This is a genomic window from Paraburkholderia sp. IW21, from assembly GCF_041321145.1.
Lineage (GTDB): Bacteria > Pseudomonadota > Gammaproteobacteria > Burkholderiales > Burkholderiaceae > Paraburkholderia.
The window spans coordinates 617364-632909 of sequence record NZ_JBGGWA010000002.1 but is presented as its reverse complement, the minus strand read 5'-3'; the positions used below and the strand labels follow the sequence as shown (position 1 = coordinate 632909).

The window sequence follows — 15546 nt, the reverse complement described above, 5'->3', positions numbered from 1 at the left end:
AGAAAAATACTCATTGGTTCAGGAAAGGTGGCGAGCGAGCGCCCAACGGTAGCCGTCCAGATCTTCGACCTGGGCAAACCGGTCGCCCCAGAACTGATCCTGTGGCTCGCTCAGCGATTTTGCGCCGGCGGCTAGCGCCCGCGTGTAAACCGCGTCGACATCGTCGACATAGACATAGAACGATTGCGGCGCAATTGCGCCCGCGCTTTTGGGTGTTTTTGCCGCCGAGCCGAACGCGCCTTCCGGCGCGAACATCACGATCAACTGACCTTGATAGGTCATCTCGACATGCATGACGACACCGTCGTCCTGGACGCTGTCACGTACCTCGAAGCCGAATGCGGCTTCGAAGAACGCGGTCGCGACACGTGCGTCGCGCACCGTCAGATAGGGGGTCAACCAGGGCACACCGGCTGGGCGGGAGGCGGTCATGGGGTTCTCCGGATCAGGGGTTGCGTGACGTATGCGGCGAGGCCAGGCGGGCGGTCGCGTATCGATACCCTGATAGCGCGCGCCGACCCAACCGTGCATTTTGCCCACGCGTTAGCTTGATGGCTTTAAGAATTGACTTAGTTTATCTCGCACTGACCGGGATGCCGAGAACAGTCCTGCGTGCAGGGCCGGGTCGTAATGCTCAAGCGAGTCGATTCGACGCGCGGCAACGCGTTCGGCGAGTGCTTCGACGGTGAGCGCCGCCGGGTCGAGCGTGTCGCTGGCGGTCGCCATCATCCAGAGTGAGCCGTAGAGCGGGATGAAGGTGCACATCGTGCGCACGACAGCGAACGCGTCGCGCAGACCGTCGAGCAGGCCGGCGATGCGTTGAGCATGGAAGTAGGGCGAGCCGAGATGCACGGAGAGCGCGGCTGTGGGGCTCATCACGCGTTTGAGCTGCGCGTAGAAGTCAGGCGTGTAAAGGCCGGCGGCAGGTGAATCCGGTGGCGTCAGGTCGAAGACGACCAGATCGAACTGCGCCGAAGCCGAAGCCGGTGCCGGTGGCCGACCCGGGACGCCTGCCGATTCCGCCGCTGCCTGCGCCGTCGCCGCCACGTAATGCGCGGCGTCGCCGATCACCAGCTCGACGCGCGGATCGTCGAAAGCGCCGCCATGCACGTCCGGCAGATACGCGCGGGTCAGGCGCACGACTTCGGCATCGAGTTCCGCCACCACGATCCGTTCGATACCCGGGTGCTTCAGCAGTTGCCGCGCGGCGCCGCCATCGCCGCCGCCCAGCACCAGCGCCGCTCGCGGCGACGCGTGTGCAAGCGCGGCCGGATGCACCATACACTCGTGATAGATGAATTCGTCGCCGGCGGAGGTCATCGGGCGGCCGTCGAGCGTGAAAAGCCGGCCGAGCTGCGGCGTGTGCCAAACCTCGATACGCTGGTAGGGCGAATCGACGCTCGCCAGCCGCCGCGCATTCGGAAATCCGTAGATGGCATCAGGACTCGGTTGGAACAGCAGGGGAGCGCTCACGAACGGGCAGGCTCCATCCGGAGCGCGGTGGGTTGAGGTTGCCCAATTGTAATGGGCGCAAGTGCGGCGTGGCCCTGCCGAGCGCGTGCGACCGCACATCCGGGCGGCTTCCCGCACGGGGCGCGGGTTAACGTTCTGTTAGAATGTCACGCTTTCAGCCTTGTCCGTTTGCTCTGCCCGTTTCGCGTCTCCCGGCGCCGCACCGTGCGCCGAAGCGAACTGGCCGCCGAGCTCCCGGGCCTCAAGCGCGCACCGCTTTCTGACTCTGTCTCCGGACTCGACATGCCGACCCCGTCTTCTGCACCCACCTCCCTGATGGCCAACGCAATCCGTGCGTTGTCCATGGACGCCGTTCAAAAAGCGAATTCCGGCCACCCCGGCATGCCAATGGGCATGGCCGAAATCGGCGTGGCTTTGTGGTCGCGCCATCTGCGCCACAACCCGAAGAACCCGCAGTGGGCCGATCGCGACCGTTTCATTCTCTCGAACGGTCACGGCTCGATGCTGCTGTACTCGCTGCTGCATCTGACCGGCTACGACCTGCCGATCGAAGAGCTGAAGAATTTCCGCCAGATGCATTCCAGGACGCCGGGCCACCCGGAATACGGCATCACGCCGGGCGTCGAAACGACCACTGGCCCGCTCGGCCAGGGGCTGGCGAACGCAGTCGGCATGGCGCTCGCCGAGTCGCTGCTCGCGACCGAATTCAACAAGCCCGACGCGAAGATCGTCGACCACCACACATACGTGTTCGTCGGCGACGGCTGCCTGATGGAAGGTATTTCGCACGAAGCCTGTTCGCTCGCCGGTGTGCTGAAGCTGAACAAGCTGATCGCGTTCTACGACGACAACGGCATCTCGATCGACGGCGAAGTGGTTCACTGGTTCCACGACGACACCCCCAAGCGCTTCGAAGCGTACGGCTGGAACGTGATCCCGAACGTGGTCGGCCATGACGTCGACGCGGTGGACGCCGCGATCAAGCAAGCCAGGCAATCCGACAAGCCGACACTGATCTGCTGCAAGACCGTGATCGGCGAAGGCGCGCCGACCAAGGCCGGCAGCCACGACTCGCACGGCGCGCCGCTCGGCGACAAGGAAATCGCTGCAACGCGTGAAGCGATCGGCTGGAAATGGGAGCCGTTCGTGATTCCGCAGGAGGTCTACGCGGCGTGGGACGCGAAGGAAGCCGGCGCGCGCATCGAATCCGACTGGGATAAGGCGTTTGCAGCGTACGCGGCCAAATACCCGCAGGAAGCCGCTGAATTCAAGCGCCGCGACGCGAAGCAACTGCCCGCCGACTGGAAGGAAAAGGCCAAGGCCATCATCGCCGGCGCGAACGAACGCGCGGAAACGGTCGCGACGCGTAAGGCGTCGCAACAGGCTATCGAAGGTTTGTCGGCCGTGCTGCCGGAACTGCTCGGCGGCTCCGCCGATCTGACCGGTTCGAACCTGACCAACTGGAAGGCCGCCAAGCCCGTGCGTGTGAACGCTGAAGGCAAGGCTGCCGGCAACTACGTGAATTACGGCGTGCGCGAATTCGGCATGAGCGCCGCGATCAACGGCATCGCGCTGCACGGCGGCTTCAAGGCTTTCGGCGGCACGTTCCTGACGTTCTCGGACTACAGCCGCAACGCGCTGCGCGTGGCAGCACTGATGAAAGCGCCGTCGATCTTCGTGTTCACGCACGACTCGATCGGTCTGGGCGAAGACGGCCCGACCCACCAGTCGATCGAACACGTCGCGAGCCTGCGTCTGATCCCGAATCTGCAAGTGTGGCGCCCGGCCGATACGGTCGAAACGGCGGTGGCCTGGACCCACGCGGTCGAGCATCACGGCCCGTCGTGCCTGATCTTCAGCCGTCAGAACCTGCCGTTTTCGGAGCGTACGGATGCGCAGATCGCCAACATCGAGAAGGGCGGTTACGTGCTGCGCGACTGGAACGACGAGATCGTCGCGCGCAAGATCATCCTGATCGCCACCGGTTCGGAAATCGAACTGGCGTTGAACGCGGTTGAGCCGCTGGCTCGCGAAGGCATCGCGGCCCGTGTCGTGTCGATGCCGTCGACCACGGTGTTCGACAAGCAGGACGCCGAGTACCGCGAACGCGTCTTGCCGCAAGGCGTGCGCCGCGTCGCGATCGAAGCCGGCGTGACGGATTTCTGGCGCAAGTACGTGGGTCTGGAAGGCGGCGTGGTCGGCATCGACACGTTCGGCGAATCGGCCCCGGCTGGCGTGCTGTTCAAGCATTTCGGCTTCACCGTCGAGCACGTGGTGGAGACGGCTAAGGCCGCACTCGGCTGATCTTCGGCAAAGCTCTGCTGCGCGCACCCCACGTGCGGCAGAGCCGGAAGGACAGACGAACATGGACGTATTTTTTCAGCCATCAGGAGATAGACCATGACGATTCGCGTCGCAATCAACGGCTACGGCCGGATCGGCCGCAACACGCTGCGCGCCTTCTATGAAAACGGCAAGAAGCACGATATTGAAATCGTCGCCATCAACGATCTTGGCGATGCCAAGACCAATGCTCACCTGACGCAATACGACACCGCGCACGGCAAGTTCCCGGGCGAAGTGTCGGTGGACGGCGACTACCTGGTCGTCAACGGCGACAAGATCCGCGTGCTGGCCAACCGCAACCCGGCAGAACTGCCGTGGGGCGAACTGAATGTCGACGTCGTGATGGAATGCACGGGCTTTTTCACGACCAAGGAAAAGGCGAGCGCGCACATCAAGGGTGGCGCAAAGAAGGTCATCATCTCGGCGCCGGGCGGTAAGGATGTCGACGCAACGATCGTCTACGGCGTGAACCACCATGTGCTGAAGGCATCGGACACGGTGATCTCGAACGCATCCTGCACGACCAACTGCCTGGCACCGCTCGTCAAGCCGCTGAACGACAAAATCGGCCTCGTGAACGGTCTGATGACCACGATCCACGCGTACACGAACGACCAGGTTCTGACGGACGTGTACCACGAAGACCTGCGCCGCGCGCGCTCGGCCACGCACAGCCAGATCCCGACCAAGACGGGCGCTGCATCGGCAGTCGGCCTGGTGCTGCCGGAATTGAACGGCAAGCTGGACGGCTACGCAATTCGCGTCCCGACGATCAACGTGTCGGTCGTCGACCTGTCGTTCATCGCCGCACGCGACACGACGGTCGAAGAAGTCAACGCGATCATGAAGGAAGCCTCGGAAGGCGCGCTGAAGGGCATCCTCGGCTACAACGAGGCGCCGCTGGTCTCGATCGACTTCAACCACAACCCGGCTTCGTCGACATTCGACGCAACGCTGACCAAGGTGTCGGGTCGTCTGGTGAAGGTGTCGAGCTGGTACGACAACGAGTGGGGCTTCTCGAACCGCATGCTGGACACGGCTGTGGCGCTGGCCAACGCGAAGTAAGCTGGTTTGCTTCGTTTGCCCTCGCGGCTGGCTTTAAGCTCGCCGCATAGTAGGGCAGAGAAAAACCGCCGCTCTTCGGAGCGGCTTTTTTACGCCTGCGGCGTGGGGAAATAGACGCCGGCGCGCTGGGCGGCGTTCGAGATATGGGTTTCGATTGCTTTGCCTGCCGCCGCGGAATCACGCGCCGTGAGCGCGTCGAGAATCGCCCGATGTTCGGTGTACGTGGACAGCACCAACTCGCGCCGATAGAACGGCATCCGCTGGCTCTCCTTCATTATTTCCGCAGCGCTGCTCAGGATCGACTCGATCGCCGCGTTGCCGGCAATGCTCACGATGCGCATGTGGAAGTCGTAGTCGAGGCGGGCGGCTTCATCGAGTTCGTCGCAGGCGAGCGCCGTCTGCATGGCGGCGATGTTGTCTTCGAACCAGGCAAGGTCGGAATCGCTGACAGCCCGCGCAGCCATGCGCGCGATAAAGCCTTCGAGCGCGAAACGCATCTGGTACGTATCAGGCAGTGACGACTGCGCCGCGAAGCGCCACGATTGCGCGGCCGTGGCTTGCGCACTTTCCACGTACACGCCCTTACCAGGTCGTATTACCAGCAAACCGAGCGCTTCGAGTGTCGAGAGCGCCTCTCGCAGCGAGGCGCGGCTGATCGCCAGCTCTTCGGAGAGCTGACGCTGCGCGGGCAACAAACTGCTCACGGGATAGACGCCCGCTTCAATCCGTTCGCGGATGGTCGCGATGGCGGCATCGGTAACGGTATGCGGAACGTTTTTCATCGTGGCTCACTTGGGTGCGCGGTCTGACCAGCATTGTAATACGCGTTCACTGTGCTCGTACGGCGAGTCCGCCAAAAGCATGCAATCCGGCCCCGAAACGCTGAAAAAAGAGCGGGTAAACACCGTTTAACGAACCCTTGACGCCAGTATATCGGTTTCCTACTATTTGCCATAACAGTACTGGTCGGACCAGTCTGAACAGATGAGAATTTTTACCAGGAGGAAGCCGTGTTGAAATTTTTCAATTCACTGTTTGGCCGGGTCGTCATCGCGTTGGTGGCGGGCATCGTGATCGGCGCCGTGTTCCCGCATTTCGCCCAATCGCTGCGCCCGCTCGGGGACGGCTTTCTCAAGCTGATCAAGATGGTGATCGGCCCGATCGTCTTTTGCGTGGTGGTGAGCGGCATGGCGAACGCCGGCGATCTGCGCAAAGTGGGGCGTGTCGGCCTGAAGGCGGTGGTCTACTTCGAGGTCATGACGACGATTGCGCTGGTGATCGGCGCGGTGCTGGCTTATGCAACGCGGCCCGGTGTCGGCATGAACATCAACCTGCAATCGCTCGACCCCGCTTCGCTGTCGACCTACACCGAACACGCAAAGAGCCTCAAGGACACGGCCGGCTTTCTGCTGAAGATCATTCCCGACACGGCGATCAACGCATTCGCGACCGGCGACATCCTGCAAATCCTCGTGTTTTCGGTGCTGTTCGGCTCGGCCCTCTCGCTGCTCGGCAAAAAGGCGCAGCGCGTCAGCGGCTTGATCGACGAGCTTTCGCAGGTGTTCTTCCGCGTGATGGGTTTCATCATCAAGCTCGCGCCGCTCGGCGTGCTTGGCGCGATCGCGTTCACGACCGGCACCTATGGCGTCGAGTCGCTCAAGCAACTCGGCATGCTGGTGCTGGTGTTCTACGCGAGCTGCTTGGTGTTCGTGGCGGTCGTGCTGGGCGTGGTGATGCGGCTGGCCGGCTTCAGCATCTTCAAGCTGATCCGCTATCTGCGCGAAGAGCTGTCGATCGTGCTGGGTACGGCTTCGTCCGATGCCGTGCTGCCGCAGATCATGCGCAAGCTCGAATGGATGGGCGTCAAGGATTCGACTGTCGGGCTGGTGATTCCAACGGGCTACTCCTTCAATCTCGACGGCTTCTCCATCTATCTGACCCTCGCGGTGATTTTCATCGCGCAGGCCACCAACACGCCGCTGTCGACCCACGATCTGATTGTGGTGGTGCTGGTGTCGCTGGTGACGTCGAAGGGCGCGCACGGCATTCCCGGCTCGGCCATCGTGATTCTGGCCGCCACGCTGTCCGCGATTCCGGCGATTCCCGTGCTTGGCCTCGTGCTGATCCTGCCGGTCGACTGGTTCGTTGGCATTGCCCGCGCGCTGACCAACCTGATCGGCAACTGCGTCGCCACGGTGGTGGTCGCCGTGTGGGAAAACGATATCGACCGGGCGCGCGCCCATCGCGTGCTGAACCGTGACGAAGCGCTGCGCTACGTTCCTGCCGGCGAAGAAACCGTTGCCGGGTCCGCTGTCGTGGAGCATGCCCCGGCCGTCTGACAGCGCACGATCACGTCGCACTGTCGCCTGATCCATCGCTATCCAGCGCGCTCATGCAGCGCGCTTTCTGCCCCGGCGGATGCAGTGAACCCGCCGCGGCTCTCCTTCACTTTTCGTCGACTGACTGAGATTATGGCTAATCCGATCCTTGACCCCAACGCTCCCGCTTTCACCCGTCGCTATATGAACCTCGCCGACCCGCGTCTGGGTGCGCAGGCGCTTCACGCGAGCGACGAATTCTTCGCGCCGAAAGAACGCATGCTCGAGCCGCAACCGGCGGTGTTCATCCCCGGCAAGTACGACGACCACGGCAAGTGGATGGACGGCTGGGAAACGCGCCGCAAGCGCACCACCGGCCACGACTATTGCATAGTGCGGCTCGCGCGGCCGGGCGTCGTGCACGGCGTCGATCTGGACACCAGCCACTTCACCGGCAACTTTCCGCCCGCTGCGTCGATCGACGCGTGTCACGTGGACGGCGACGTTCCGCCCGACAGCGCGGATTGGCAACCGCTCGTGCCGGCCACCACGCTGCAGGGCAACCAGCACCATTACGTTGAAGTGAACGACACGCGTGCCTTTACCCATCTGCGCGTGAATCTGTATCCCGACGGCGGTCTCGCGCGTCTGCGCGTGTACGGCCAACCGAAGCGCGACTGGGAGCGCGTCGAGCGCGGCACGCTGCTGGACCTCGCCGCGATCGAAAACGGCGCCTATCTCGTCGCCGCGAACAACCAGCATTTCGGGCCGGCCTCGCAGATGCTGATGCCAGGGCGCGGCGTCAACATGGGCGACGGCTGGGAAACGCGACGCCGTCGTGAGCCTGGCAATGATTGGGCGATCGTCGCGCTTGCGCGGCCGGGCGTGATTCGCAAGATCGAAGTCGACACCGCGCACTTCAAGGGCAATTTCCCCGATCGCTGTTCACTGCAGGCGGCCTCGGTGACGGGCGGCACGGACGATTCGCTCGTCACGCAGGCGATGTTCTGGCCCGTGCTGCTCGGCGAACAGAAGCTGCAGATGGATCACGTGCACACGTTCGCAGACGACATTGCGTCGCTCGGACCGGTGACGCACGTGCGTTTCAATATCTTCCCGGACGGCGGCGTGTCGCGCCTGCGTTTGTGGGGCGAGATCGCATAACGGAGGCGCGTCGATGAAGACATTGCAGATGGAGCGTCTGACGCGCGCGGCCTTCGCGCCGTTCGGCGACGTCATTGAGCTGGGCGGCGCGCGCCATTTCCCGATCAACGGCGGCACGACCGAGCGTTATCACGACCTCGCCAACGTCGACGTCACGGAAAACGGCGGCCGTCCGCTGATCAATCTGTTTCGCGCGCAGCCGCGCACGTTGCCGATCGAAATCACGATGATGGAGCGGCATCCGCTGGGCAGTCAGGCTTTCGTGCCTTTAACTGCGCGCGGGTATCTGGTGGTCGTCGCGCCGGCGGGCGAGTTCGATCCGGCGCAGATGCGGGCCTTCTGGAGCAACGGCTGGCAGGGCGTGAACTACGCGAAAGGTGTATGGCACCATCCGCTGCTGGCGCTCGATCAGGTGAGCGATTTCCTGGTGGTCGATCGTGGCGGCGAGCAGCCCAACTGCGACGAATTGTCTTTGTCCGAGCCGTGGCGGCTGGCGTTCGAAGCTCGCGCGGAGCGGGTGGCGTAGGGCAAGACTGACGGTAAGGGCAGCCGCGCCCGCGTGTAAAAAACCGGCAGGCAAAAAAGACCCGGCGCGATTTTCATCGGCCGGGTCTTTTCATTGGCTTCTGCTGGACCGCGCACCCCGACGCGGCCGGCATCGCGCTAGTTCCACACTAGTGCTTGCGATGCGGGCAATTTTCCTTGGTACACGCGCCATACAGCGCCAACGCATGTTCCTGCAGCTTGAAGCCGCGTTCCTTCGCGATGGATTGCTGACGGCTCTCGATTTCGGAGTCGAAAAATTCTTCGACGAGCCCGCAATCGAGGCACACGAGATGGTCGTGGTGCGAGCCCTCGTTCAGTTCGAACACCGCCTTGCCCGATTCGAAGTTGCTGCGCGAGAGCAGGCCGGCCTGCTCGAACTGCGTCAGCACGCGATACACGGTTGCGAGGCCGATATCGAGTTCTTCGTGCAACAGGTTGCGGTAGACGTCTTCTGCGGTCAGGTGGCGCACGGGGCTATGCTGGAAAATCTCAAGGATTTTGAGGCGCGGAAGGGTCGCCTTGAGCCCGATATTCTTGAGATCGGTTGGATTGGTCATGACAAGGGATCCCTAGAGTACAATGCTGGGCTCTCATAGTAATGTGTTTTTGCCGTTCTGGTCATCTTCGATGGAATGAAACTCGCGCGGCTCGTCAGCGGGCCCGCACGGTGAGTGAAATGATTTCAAAATCTCAATTGATCTACCGGGGGAGCCGCATGCGGGGTACCTTGATCGCTGTTGCGACTGTCGCGGTTCTTGCCGGATGTTCCACCTACGACAGCCTGACGCAGCGCATTGCCCAGAGCATTACGCCGTACCGTATTACGGTGGTGCAAGGCAATTTCGTCTCGAAAGAGGCCGCTGCGCAGATGCAAGTCGGCATGTCGCGCGCTCAAGTGCGCCAGCTGCTCGGCACGCCGTTGCTGACCGACATGTTCCACGCGGACCGTTGGGACTACGTGTTCTATTTCAAGCGCGGCTCGACCAACGTCGTGCAGCAGCGCGACTTCGTGGTCATGTTCGCGGGCGATCGCCTAGCCAGCTGGTCGGGCGGCGAAGATTTGCCGTCCAACCTCGAGTTGCTGGCGGAAATCGACGGCGACAAGCGCGGCAAGAAGGCCGCCGTGCCGAACGTGGCTAGCGCCTCGAGTGGCGCCAGCGCGCCGGCGGCCGCGGCGCCGGTCGCCGTGGACACCACGCGCTCGCCGTCCGTCGAGGGTGCCACCGCGGCGGCCGTGCCGTCCACGGATGCCAACGCCGCAGCCGCGCAAGCCGCCAATCGTGTGACCAATGCGGTGCAATCGCCGTCGGGTAAGGCGCCGTCGTCGGTGCGCTCCACCGCGCCGACCGCCAACGGTGGCGGTATTCCGACGCAAGGGCCAACCTCCGCAGGCCAGCCGCAGTTCCAGTTCCACCGTCCGCCGCCGCCGCAAACTCCGGGCACGCAGGACAATCCGGTAGGACCCACGGGGCCGCAAAGCAGTAACGGCAGCTCGATGCATAATGCGCCGCTGACCTCTTCTTCTGCAGCTTCGGGAACGGGCGGCTAATCGAGCTGTCCGTGTCTTAAGACGGGCACGGCGCGCGAGCAACGCGTTGCGCGCGGTGCCCGTCAGGTCTCTGTTTTCCCATTGTGGTGCGACGCCCGGGCGTGCTGTCCGCCGCCGCTTTTGCCCGCATTTGCCGGGTTTTGCCTTTCGAACCCTCGTAGCCATGAAAATTGCCATTGCTGGCGCATCGGGCCGTATGGGCCGGATGCTCATCGAAACCGTCCTCAACGATTCAGGCGCCACACTGTCCGGTGCGCTCGACCGCGCGGACTCCCCGCAGCTCGGCCAGGACGCCGGCGCGTTTCTCGGCAAACAGACGGGCGTGATGCTCACCGACGACATCGAACGCGTGTTCGCCGAATCCGACTACCTGATCGACTTCACGCGTCCCGAAGGCACGCTGATGCATCTGGAAGCCGCGCAGCGCCACGACGTCAAAATGGTGATCGGCACGACCGGTTTCGACAACGAGCAGAAAGCGCAACTGCGCGCCGCGGCGGACAAGATCGCCGTCATGTTTTCGTCGAACATGAGCGTCGGCGTCAATGTGACGCTGAAGCTGCTCGAATACGCCGCGAAGCATTTCGCCACCGGCTACGACATCGAAATCATCGAGGCACATCACCGTCACAAGGTCGACGCGCCGTCCGGCACCGCGCTGACCATGGGCGAAGTGATCGCCCATGCGCTCGGCCGCAATCTCGACGACTGTGCGGTCTACAGCCGCGAAGGCGTGACCGGCGAACGCGATCCGTCCACGATCGGCTTTTCGGCGATTCGCGGCGGCGACATCGTCGGCGACCATACGGTGTTGTTTGCCGGCATCGGCGAGCGCATCGAAATCACGCACAAATCGGCGAGCCGTCTGTCATACGCTCAAGGTGCGCTGCGCGCCGTGCGTTTCCTCGAAGGCCACAAGAACGGCTTCTTCGACATGCAGGACGTGCTCGGCCTGCGGTGAGCGCCTCCCGGGTCCGTTGCGGACCCGGCGCGCCCTTGTAATCACTTTCCCACGGCGAGGTCAGATGGCAGGCAGCAGCGGCATCCTCCATTACCTGCAAACCAGCGACGCGATCACGCATGGCGTCGCGTATGTGCTGCTGGCTATGTCGATTGCGAGCTGGTGCTTTCTGATCGTCAAAAGCTGGATTCTCACGCGCGCCAAACGGCAGGCCACGCCGGCGATCGCGCAGTTCTGGCAAGCGCCCACGCTGTCTGAGGGCGTCGCGGCATTGAAGCGCGTGGACCGCGAGCGCATCTTCACGCCGCTCGCCGAAGCTGCGCTGCATGCCGCCGAAGTGGACATTCCGGGCGCGCTGCTCGCCCGCGTCGAGCGCGGCGAGCGGGTGTTGCGGGCGCTGCGCCAAGCGCTCAACGCGTCGCAGCGGCGGCTCGAATTCGGCCAGGTGCTGCTCGCTTCGGTGGGCAGCACGGCGCCGTTCGTCGGCTTGCTCGGCACAGTTTGGGGCATCTATCACGCGCTCGGCAGCATCGCGGCGAGCGGTCAGGCGCAGATCGAAAACGTCGCGGGTCCGGTCGGCGAGGCGCTCATCATGACGGCCTTCGGCCTCGTGGTCGCAATTCCGGCGGTGCTCGCCTATAACGTGCTCGGGCGGCTGGTGCGGCAGTTGTCGGAGGAACTCGACGGTTTCGCGCACGATCTGCACGCCTATGTATGCGCGCCGGCGGAGCAGCCCCGGCCCCAGCCTCAGCAAGCCCAGGCCAGAACCCCTCAGGCGCACCGCTGAGTCTGGAAGACAGAAGGAGGCGACATGGCATTCGGCGGACTCGAGAAAAAGCAGACGGCCGCGCCAATGGCCGAGATCAACATGACGCCGTTGATCGACGTGATGCTTGTGTTGCTCGTGATTTTCATCATTACCGCGCCGTTATTCACGCACGCCATCCGGCTCGATCTGCCGAAAGTCGCGGCAGCCCCCGCGCGGCAAACGCCGCACACCATTGCTCTTTCAATCGATGCCGCCGGCAAGCTGTATTGGAACGGCAAGGTCATCACGATGCAGCAGATGCGTGCGCAGTTCGCGCAAGCGGGCAAGCAGGCGCAGGCTGACCAGCCGGAGATCCAGCTAAGCGCCGAACGCTCCACGCGCTACGAGGTGATCGCCCAGGTGATGGGCGCGGCCCAGCAGGCCGGCCTCGAGCGGATTGGCTTCGTGACGGAGCCGCCACCGCCGGGCGCAAGCCATTAGCGACGGTCGAGCGAGTGCGCCGGTCGTAGCCGGCGGCAGCACCCATCCCGCGCACCACGGCACGCGGCGCACCCGTCCGCGGACGGTATAATCAGCCCTTTCCCCGGCAGAAGGGGAAACGACGCCATTTCATCCAACAGAGCACCAAAGCGGCCGGTGCGAAAGCACCGAACCCAGCGATCCCATCACACCATGCACGAAAAATACGTTCCCTCCGACGTCGAAGCCGCCGCGCAAGGGCAATGGCGCGCCATCGACGCCTACAAGACGACGGAAACCACCGACAAGCCCAAGTTTTATTGCGTCTCGATGCTGCCGTACCCCTCGGGCAAGCTGCACATGGGACACGTGCGCAACTACACGATCAACGACGTGATGTACCGCTATCTGCGGATGAACGGCTACAACGTGCTGATGCCGATGGGTTGGGACGCGTTCGGCATGCCGGCGGAAAATGCCGCGATGGCGAACAACGTGCCGCCCGCGAAGTGGACCTACGACAACATCGCTTACATGAAGAAGCAGATGCAGTCGATGGGCCTCGCGATCGACTGGTCGCGTGAAGTCGCGACCTGCAGCCCCGATTACTACAAGTGGAACCAGTGGCTGTTCCTGAAGATGCTCGAAAAGGGCATCGCGTACAAGAAAACCGGCACCGTCAACTGGGACCCGGTCGATCAGACCGTGCTCGCCAACGAGCAGGTGATCGACGGCCGCGGCTGGCGTTCGGGCGCGCTGGTCGAAAAGCGCGAAATCCCGATGTACTACATGCGCATCACGCAGTACGCGGATGAACTGCTCAACGACCTCGAAGGCCTCGGCTGGCCCGAGCGCGTCAAGATCATGCAGCAGAACTGGATCGGCAAGAGCTTCGGCGTGAACTTCGGTTTCCCGTATGAAATCGACGGCGAGCAGAAGCGCCTGCGCGTGTTCACCACGCGCGCCGACACGATCATGGGCGTGACCTTCTGCGCAATCGCCGCCGAGCATCCGCTCGCTACGCGGCTCGCGCAAGGCAAGCCGGAGTTGCAGGCCTTCATCGAAGAATGCAAGCGCGGCGGTGTCGCCGAAGCCGACGTTGCGACGATGGAAAAGAAGGGCATGGCCACCGGCTTCCACGTCACGCATCCGCTGACGCAGGAACAGGTCGAAGTGTGGATCGGCAACTACGTGCTGATGAGCTACGGCGAAGGCGCCGTGATGGGCGTGCCCGCGCACGACGAGCGCGACTTCGCGTTCGTGAAGAAATACGGTCTGCCGATCAAACAGGTTGTCACAGTCGAAGGCAAGGAATTCTCGACCGAAGCCTGGCAAGAATGGTACGGCGACAAGACCGGCACGCTGATCAACAGCGGCAAGTACGACGGCCTCGCCTACGAGCCGGCGGTCGACGCGATCGCCGCCGACCTGAAGGAACTCGGCCTCGGCGACAAGCAGATCACCTGGCGTCTGCGTGACTGGGGCGTGTCGCGCCAACGTTACTGGGGCACGCCGATTCCGATCATCCACTGCCCGACGTGCGGCGACGTGCCGGTGCCGGAAAAAGATCTGCCGGTGGTGTTGCCGGAAGACCTCGTGCCGGACGGCACGGGCAACCCGCTCGCGAAGTCCGAGGCATTCGTGAATTGCACCTGCCCGACCTGCGGCGGCGCGGCCAAACGCGAAACCGACACGATGGATACGTTCGTCGATTCGTCCTGGTATTTCTACCGCTACGCGGCGCCGGACGCGAAGACCATGGTCGACGAGCGCACCGATTACTGGGCGCCGATGGACCAGTACATCGGCGGCATCGAGCATGCGATTCTGCACCTCTTGTACTCGCGCTTCTGGGCGAAGGTGATGCGCGACATGGGGCTGGTCAAGTTCGGTGAGCCGGCCAGGAACCTGCTGACGCAGGGCATGGTGCTCAACGAAACGTATTACCGCGAAAGCGACGCCGGCAAGAAGACCTGGTACAACCCGGCCGACGTCACCGTCTCGTTCGACGACAAGGGCCGCCCGGTCGGCGCCGTGCTGAACTCGGACGGCAAACCGGTGGTGCTCGGCGGCGTCGAGAAGATGTCGAAGTCGAAGAACAACGGCGTCGATCCGCAATTGCTGATCGACCAGCACGGCGCCGACACGGCCCGTCTGTTCGTGATGTTCGCCGCCCCGCCCGAGCAACAGCTCGAATGGTCCGGTTCGGGCGTGGAAGGCGCGAGCCGCTTCTTGCGCCGCGTGTGGAGCTTCGGTCACGCGAACCAGGCTGCGTTGCGCGCGGGCGGCAAGTTCGACGCCGCGCAACTCGGTGAAGTCGACAAGGTGCTGCGCCGCGAGATCTACAGCGTGCTGAAGCAGGCCGATTTCGACTACCAGCGTTTGCAGTACAACACGGTGGTGTCGGCGGCGATGAAGATGCTCAACGCACTCGACAGCGCGAAGGGCGCACAACCCGCGGTGCTGCGCGAGACGTATAGCGTCATGTTGCGCGTGCTGTACCCGGTCGTGCCGCATCAGACTTTCCAGTTGTGGCAGGAACTCGGTTACGCCGGCGAATTCGGTTCGCTGCTCGACGCCCCGTGGCCGAAAGTCGATGAACAGGCGCTGGAACAGGCCGAAATCGAACTCGTGCTGCAGGTGAACGGCAAGGTGCGCGGCGCGATCACGGTGGCGAAAGATGCGTCGCGTGACGCGATCGAACAGCTCGCGGCCGCTCACGAAATGGTCGCGAAATTCAGCGAAGGCAAGGCGCCGAAGAAGATCGTCGTGGTGCCGGGCCGCCTCGTGAACGTGGTCGTTTGACGGCGCACGAAAACATGACAGCTGACAAGCGCCGCCGTGTGCGGCGGCGCTTGTCTCTCGCTGCGGAATCTACTGCGAACCAGGAGCGAAT

At 63.4% G+C, this 15546-nt stretch carries 14 protein-coding genes; 10 read left to right on the top strand and 4 right to left on the bottom strand.

Annotation, left to right across the window (positions count from 1 at the left end; genetic code table 11):
• Window positions 1–18: 18 nt before the first annotated feature.
• Window positions 19–432 (bottom strand): VOC family protein, encoded by a 414-nt coding sequence (locus ACAX43_RS06750; protein WP_370707624.1) that lies wholly within the window; start codon window positions 430–432, stop codon window positions 19–21.
• Window positions 433–543: 111 nt separating this feature from the next.
• Window positions 544–1473 (bottom strand): polyamine aminopropyltransferase, encoded by a 930-nt coding sequence (gene speE, locus ACAX43_RS06745; protein ID WP_370707623.1) that lies wholly within the window; start codon window positions 1471–1473, stop codon window positions 544–546.
• Between the two features lie 282 nt (window positions 1474–1755).
• Between speE and tkt the strand changes: the two genes are divergently transcribed.
• Together tkt and gap are read left to right on the top strand one after the other, a co-directional pair.
• Window positions 1756–3777 carry a transketolase gene (gene tkt / locus ACAX43_RS06740; protein WP_370707622.1) on the top strand — a complete coding sequence of 674 codons (2022 nt, stop codon included), beginning with the start codon at window positions 1756–1758 and terminating at the stop codon, window positions 3775–3777.
• 96 nt (window positions 3778–3873) lie between these two features.
• On the top strand, window positions 3874–4884 hold the full coding sequence (gene gap, locus ACAX43_RS06735) for a type I glyceraldehyde-3-phosphate dehydrogenase (protein ID WP_370707621.1): 1011 nt from the start codon (window positions 3874–3876) through the stop codon (window positions 4882–4884).
• A gap of 89 nt (window positions 4885–4973) precedes the next feature.
• Here the strand turns inward: gap and ACAX43_RS06730 are convergent, their stop codons facing one another.
• Window positions 4974–5666 carry a FadR/GntR family transcriptional regulator gene (locus ACAX43_RS06730; RefSeq protein WP_370707620.1) on the bottom strand — a complete coding sequence of 231 codons (693 nt, stop codon included), beginning with the start codon at window positions 5664–5666 and terminating at the stop codon, window positions 4974–4976.
• 228 nt (window positions 5667–5894) lie between these two features.
• Here ACAX43_RS06730 and ACAX43_RS06725 point away from each other — a divergent pair, with 228 nt between their 5' ends.
• The 3 genes from ACAX43_RS06725 to ACAX43_RS06715 all read left to right on the top strand — a co-directional run bounded on the left by ACAX43_RS06725 (window position 5895) and on the right by ACAX43_RS06715 (window position 8892).
• On the top strand, window positions 5895–7223 hold the full coding sequence (locus ACAX43_RS06725; RefSeq protein WP_370707619.1) for a C4-dicarboxylate transporter DctA: 1329 nt from the start codon (window positions 5895–5897) through the stop codon (window positions 7221–7223).
• Window positions 7224–7355: 132 nt separating this feature from the next.
• Window positions 7356–8366, top strand: a complete 1011-nt coding sequence (alc, locus tag ACAX43_RS06720) for an allantoicase (RefSeq protein WP_370707618.1) — start codon at window positions 7356–7358, stop codon at window positions 8364–8366.
• 13 nt (window positions 8367–8379) lie between these two features.
• A complete protein-coding gene (locus ACAX43_RS06715) occupies window positions 8380–8892 on the top strand; it encodes an ureidoglycolate lyase (RefSeq protein WP_370707617.1) in 513 nt (170 codons plus the stop codon).
• 148 nt (window positions 8893–9040) lie between these two features.
• Here ACAX43_RS06715 and fur read toward each other — a convergent pair whose 3' ends face one another.
• Complete coding sequence (gene fur / locus ACAX43_RS06710; RefSeq protein WP_012434340.1) at window positions 9041–9469, bottom strand: ferric iron uptake transcriptional regulator; 429 nt, start codon at window positions 9467–9469, stop codon at window positions 9041–9043.
• Between the two features lie 158 nt (window positions 9470–9627).
• On the opposite strand from fur, the gene ACAX43_RS06705 reads away from it, so the two are divergent.
• The 5 genes from ACAX43_RS06705 (at window position 9628) to leuS (ending at window position 15455) form a co-directional block, all read left to right on the top strand.
• Window positions 9628–10461: an outer membrane protein assembly factor BamE gene (locus ACAX43_RS06705; RefSeq protein ID WP_370707741.1), complete on the top strand. Its 834-nt coding sequence runs from the start codon at window positions 9628–9630 to the stop codon at window positions 10459–10461.
• A 163-nt stretch (window positions 10462–10624) separates the two neighbouring features.
• A complete protein-coding gene (gene dapB, locus ACAX43_RS06700; RefSeq protein WP_370707616.1) occupies window positions 10625–11422 on the top strand; it encodes a 4-hydroxy-tetrahydrodipicolinate reductase in 798 nt (265 codons plus the stop codon).
• Window positions 11423–11486: 64 nt separating this feature from the next.
• Complete coding sequence (locus ACAX43_RS06695; protein ID WP_370707615.1) at window positions 11487–12209, top strand: MotA/TolQ/ExbB proton channel family protein; 723 nt, start codon at window positions 11487–11489, stop codon at window positions 12207–12209.
• Window positions 12210–12233: 24 nt separating this feature from the next.
• The gene (locus tag ACAX43_RS06690; protein WP_370707614.1) at window positions 12234–12671 is read left to right on the top strand and encodes an ExbD/TolR family protein; all 438 of its coding nucleotides are present in this window, start codon (window positions 12234–12236) and stop codon (window positions 12669–12671) included.
• Between the two features lie 192 nt (window positions 12672–12863).
• A complete protein-coding gene (leuS, locus tag ACAX43_RS06685; RefSeq protein ID WP_370707613.1) occupies window positions 12864–15455 on the top strand; it encodes a leucine--tRNA ligase in 2592 nt (863 codons plus the stop codon).
• Window positions 15456–15546: the final 91 nt, after the last annotated feature.

What these genes read in the sequence shown, in the direction of transcription:
- ACAX43_RS06750 (WP_370707624.1), bottom strand. Translation starts at nt 432, where the DNA reads ATGACCGCCTCCCGCCCAGCCGGTGTGCCCTGGTTGACCCCCTATCTG.
- tkt (WP_370707622.1), top strand. Translation starts at nt 1,756, where the DNA reads ATGCCGACCCCGTCTTCTGCACCCACCTCCCTGATGGCCAACGCAATC.
- gap (WP_370707621.1), top strand. Translation starts at nt 3,874, where the DNA reads ATGACGATTCGCGTCGCAATCAACGGCTACGGCCGGATCGGCCGCAAC.
- ACAX43_RS06730 (WP_370707620.1), bottom strand. Translation starts at nt 5,666, where the DNA reads ATGAAAAACGTTCCGCATACCGTTACCGATGCCGCCATCGCGACCATC.
- alc (WP_370707618.1), top strand. Translation starts at nt 7,356, where the DNA reads ATGGCTAATCCGATCCTTGACCCCAACGCTCCCGCTTTCACCCGTCGC.
- ACAX43_RS06715 (WP_370707617.1), top strand. Translation starts at nt 8,380, where the DNA reads ATGAAGACATTGCAGATGGAGCGTCTGACGCGCGCGGCCTTCGCGCCG.
- fur (WP_012434340.1), bottom strand. Translation starts at nt 9,469, where the DNA reads ATGACCAATCCAACCGATCTCAAGAATATCGGGCTCAAGGCGACCCTT.
- ACAX43_RS06705 (WP_370707741.1), top strand. Translation starts at nt 9,628, where the DNA reads ATGCGGGGTACCTTGATCGCTGTTGCGACTGTCGCGGTTCTTGCCGGA.
- dapB (WP_370707616.1), top strand. Translation starts at nt 10,625, where the DNA reads ATGAAAATTGCCATTGCTGGCGCATCGGGCCGTATGGGCCGGATGCTC.
- ACAX43_RS06695 (WP_370707615.1), top strand. Translation starts at nt 11,487, where the DNA reads ATGGCAGGCAGCAGCGGCATCCTCCATTACCTGCAAACCAGCGACGCG.
- ACAX43_RS06690 (WP_370707614.1), top strand. Translation starts at nt 12,234, where the DNA reads ATGGCATTCGGCGGACTCGAGAAAAAGCAGACGGCCGCGCCAATGGCC.
- leuS (WP_370707613.1), top strand. Translation starts at nt 12,864, where the DNA reads ATGCACGAAAAATACGTTCCCTCCGACGTCGAAGCCGCCGCGCAAGGG.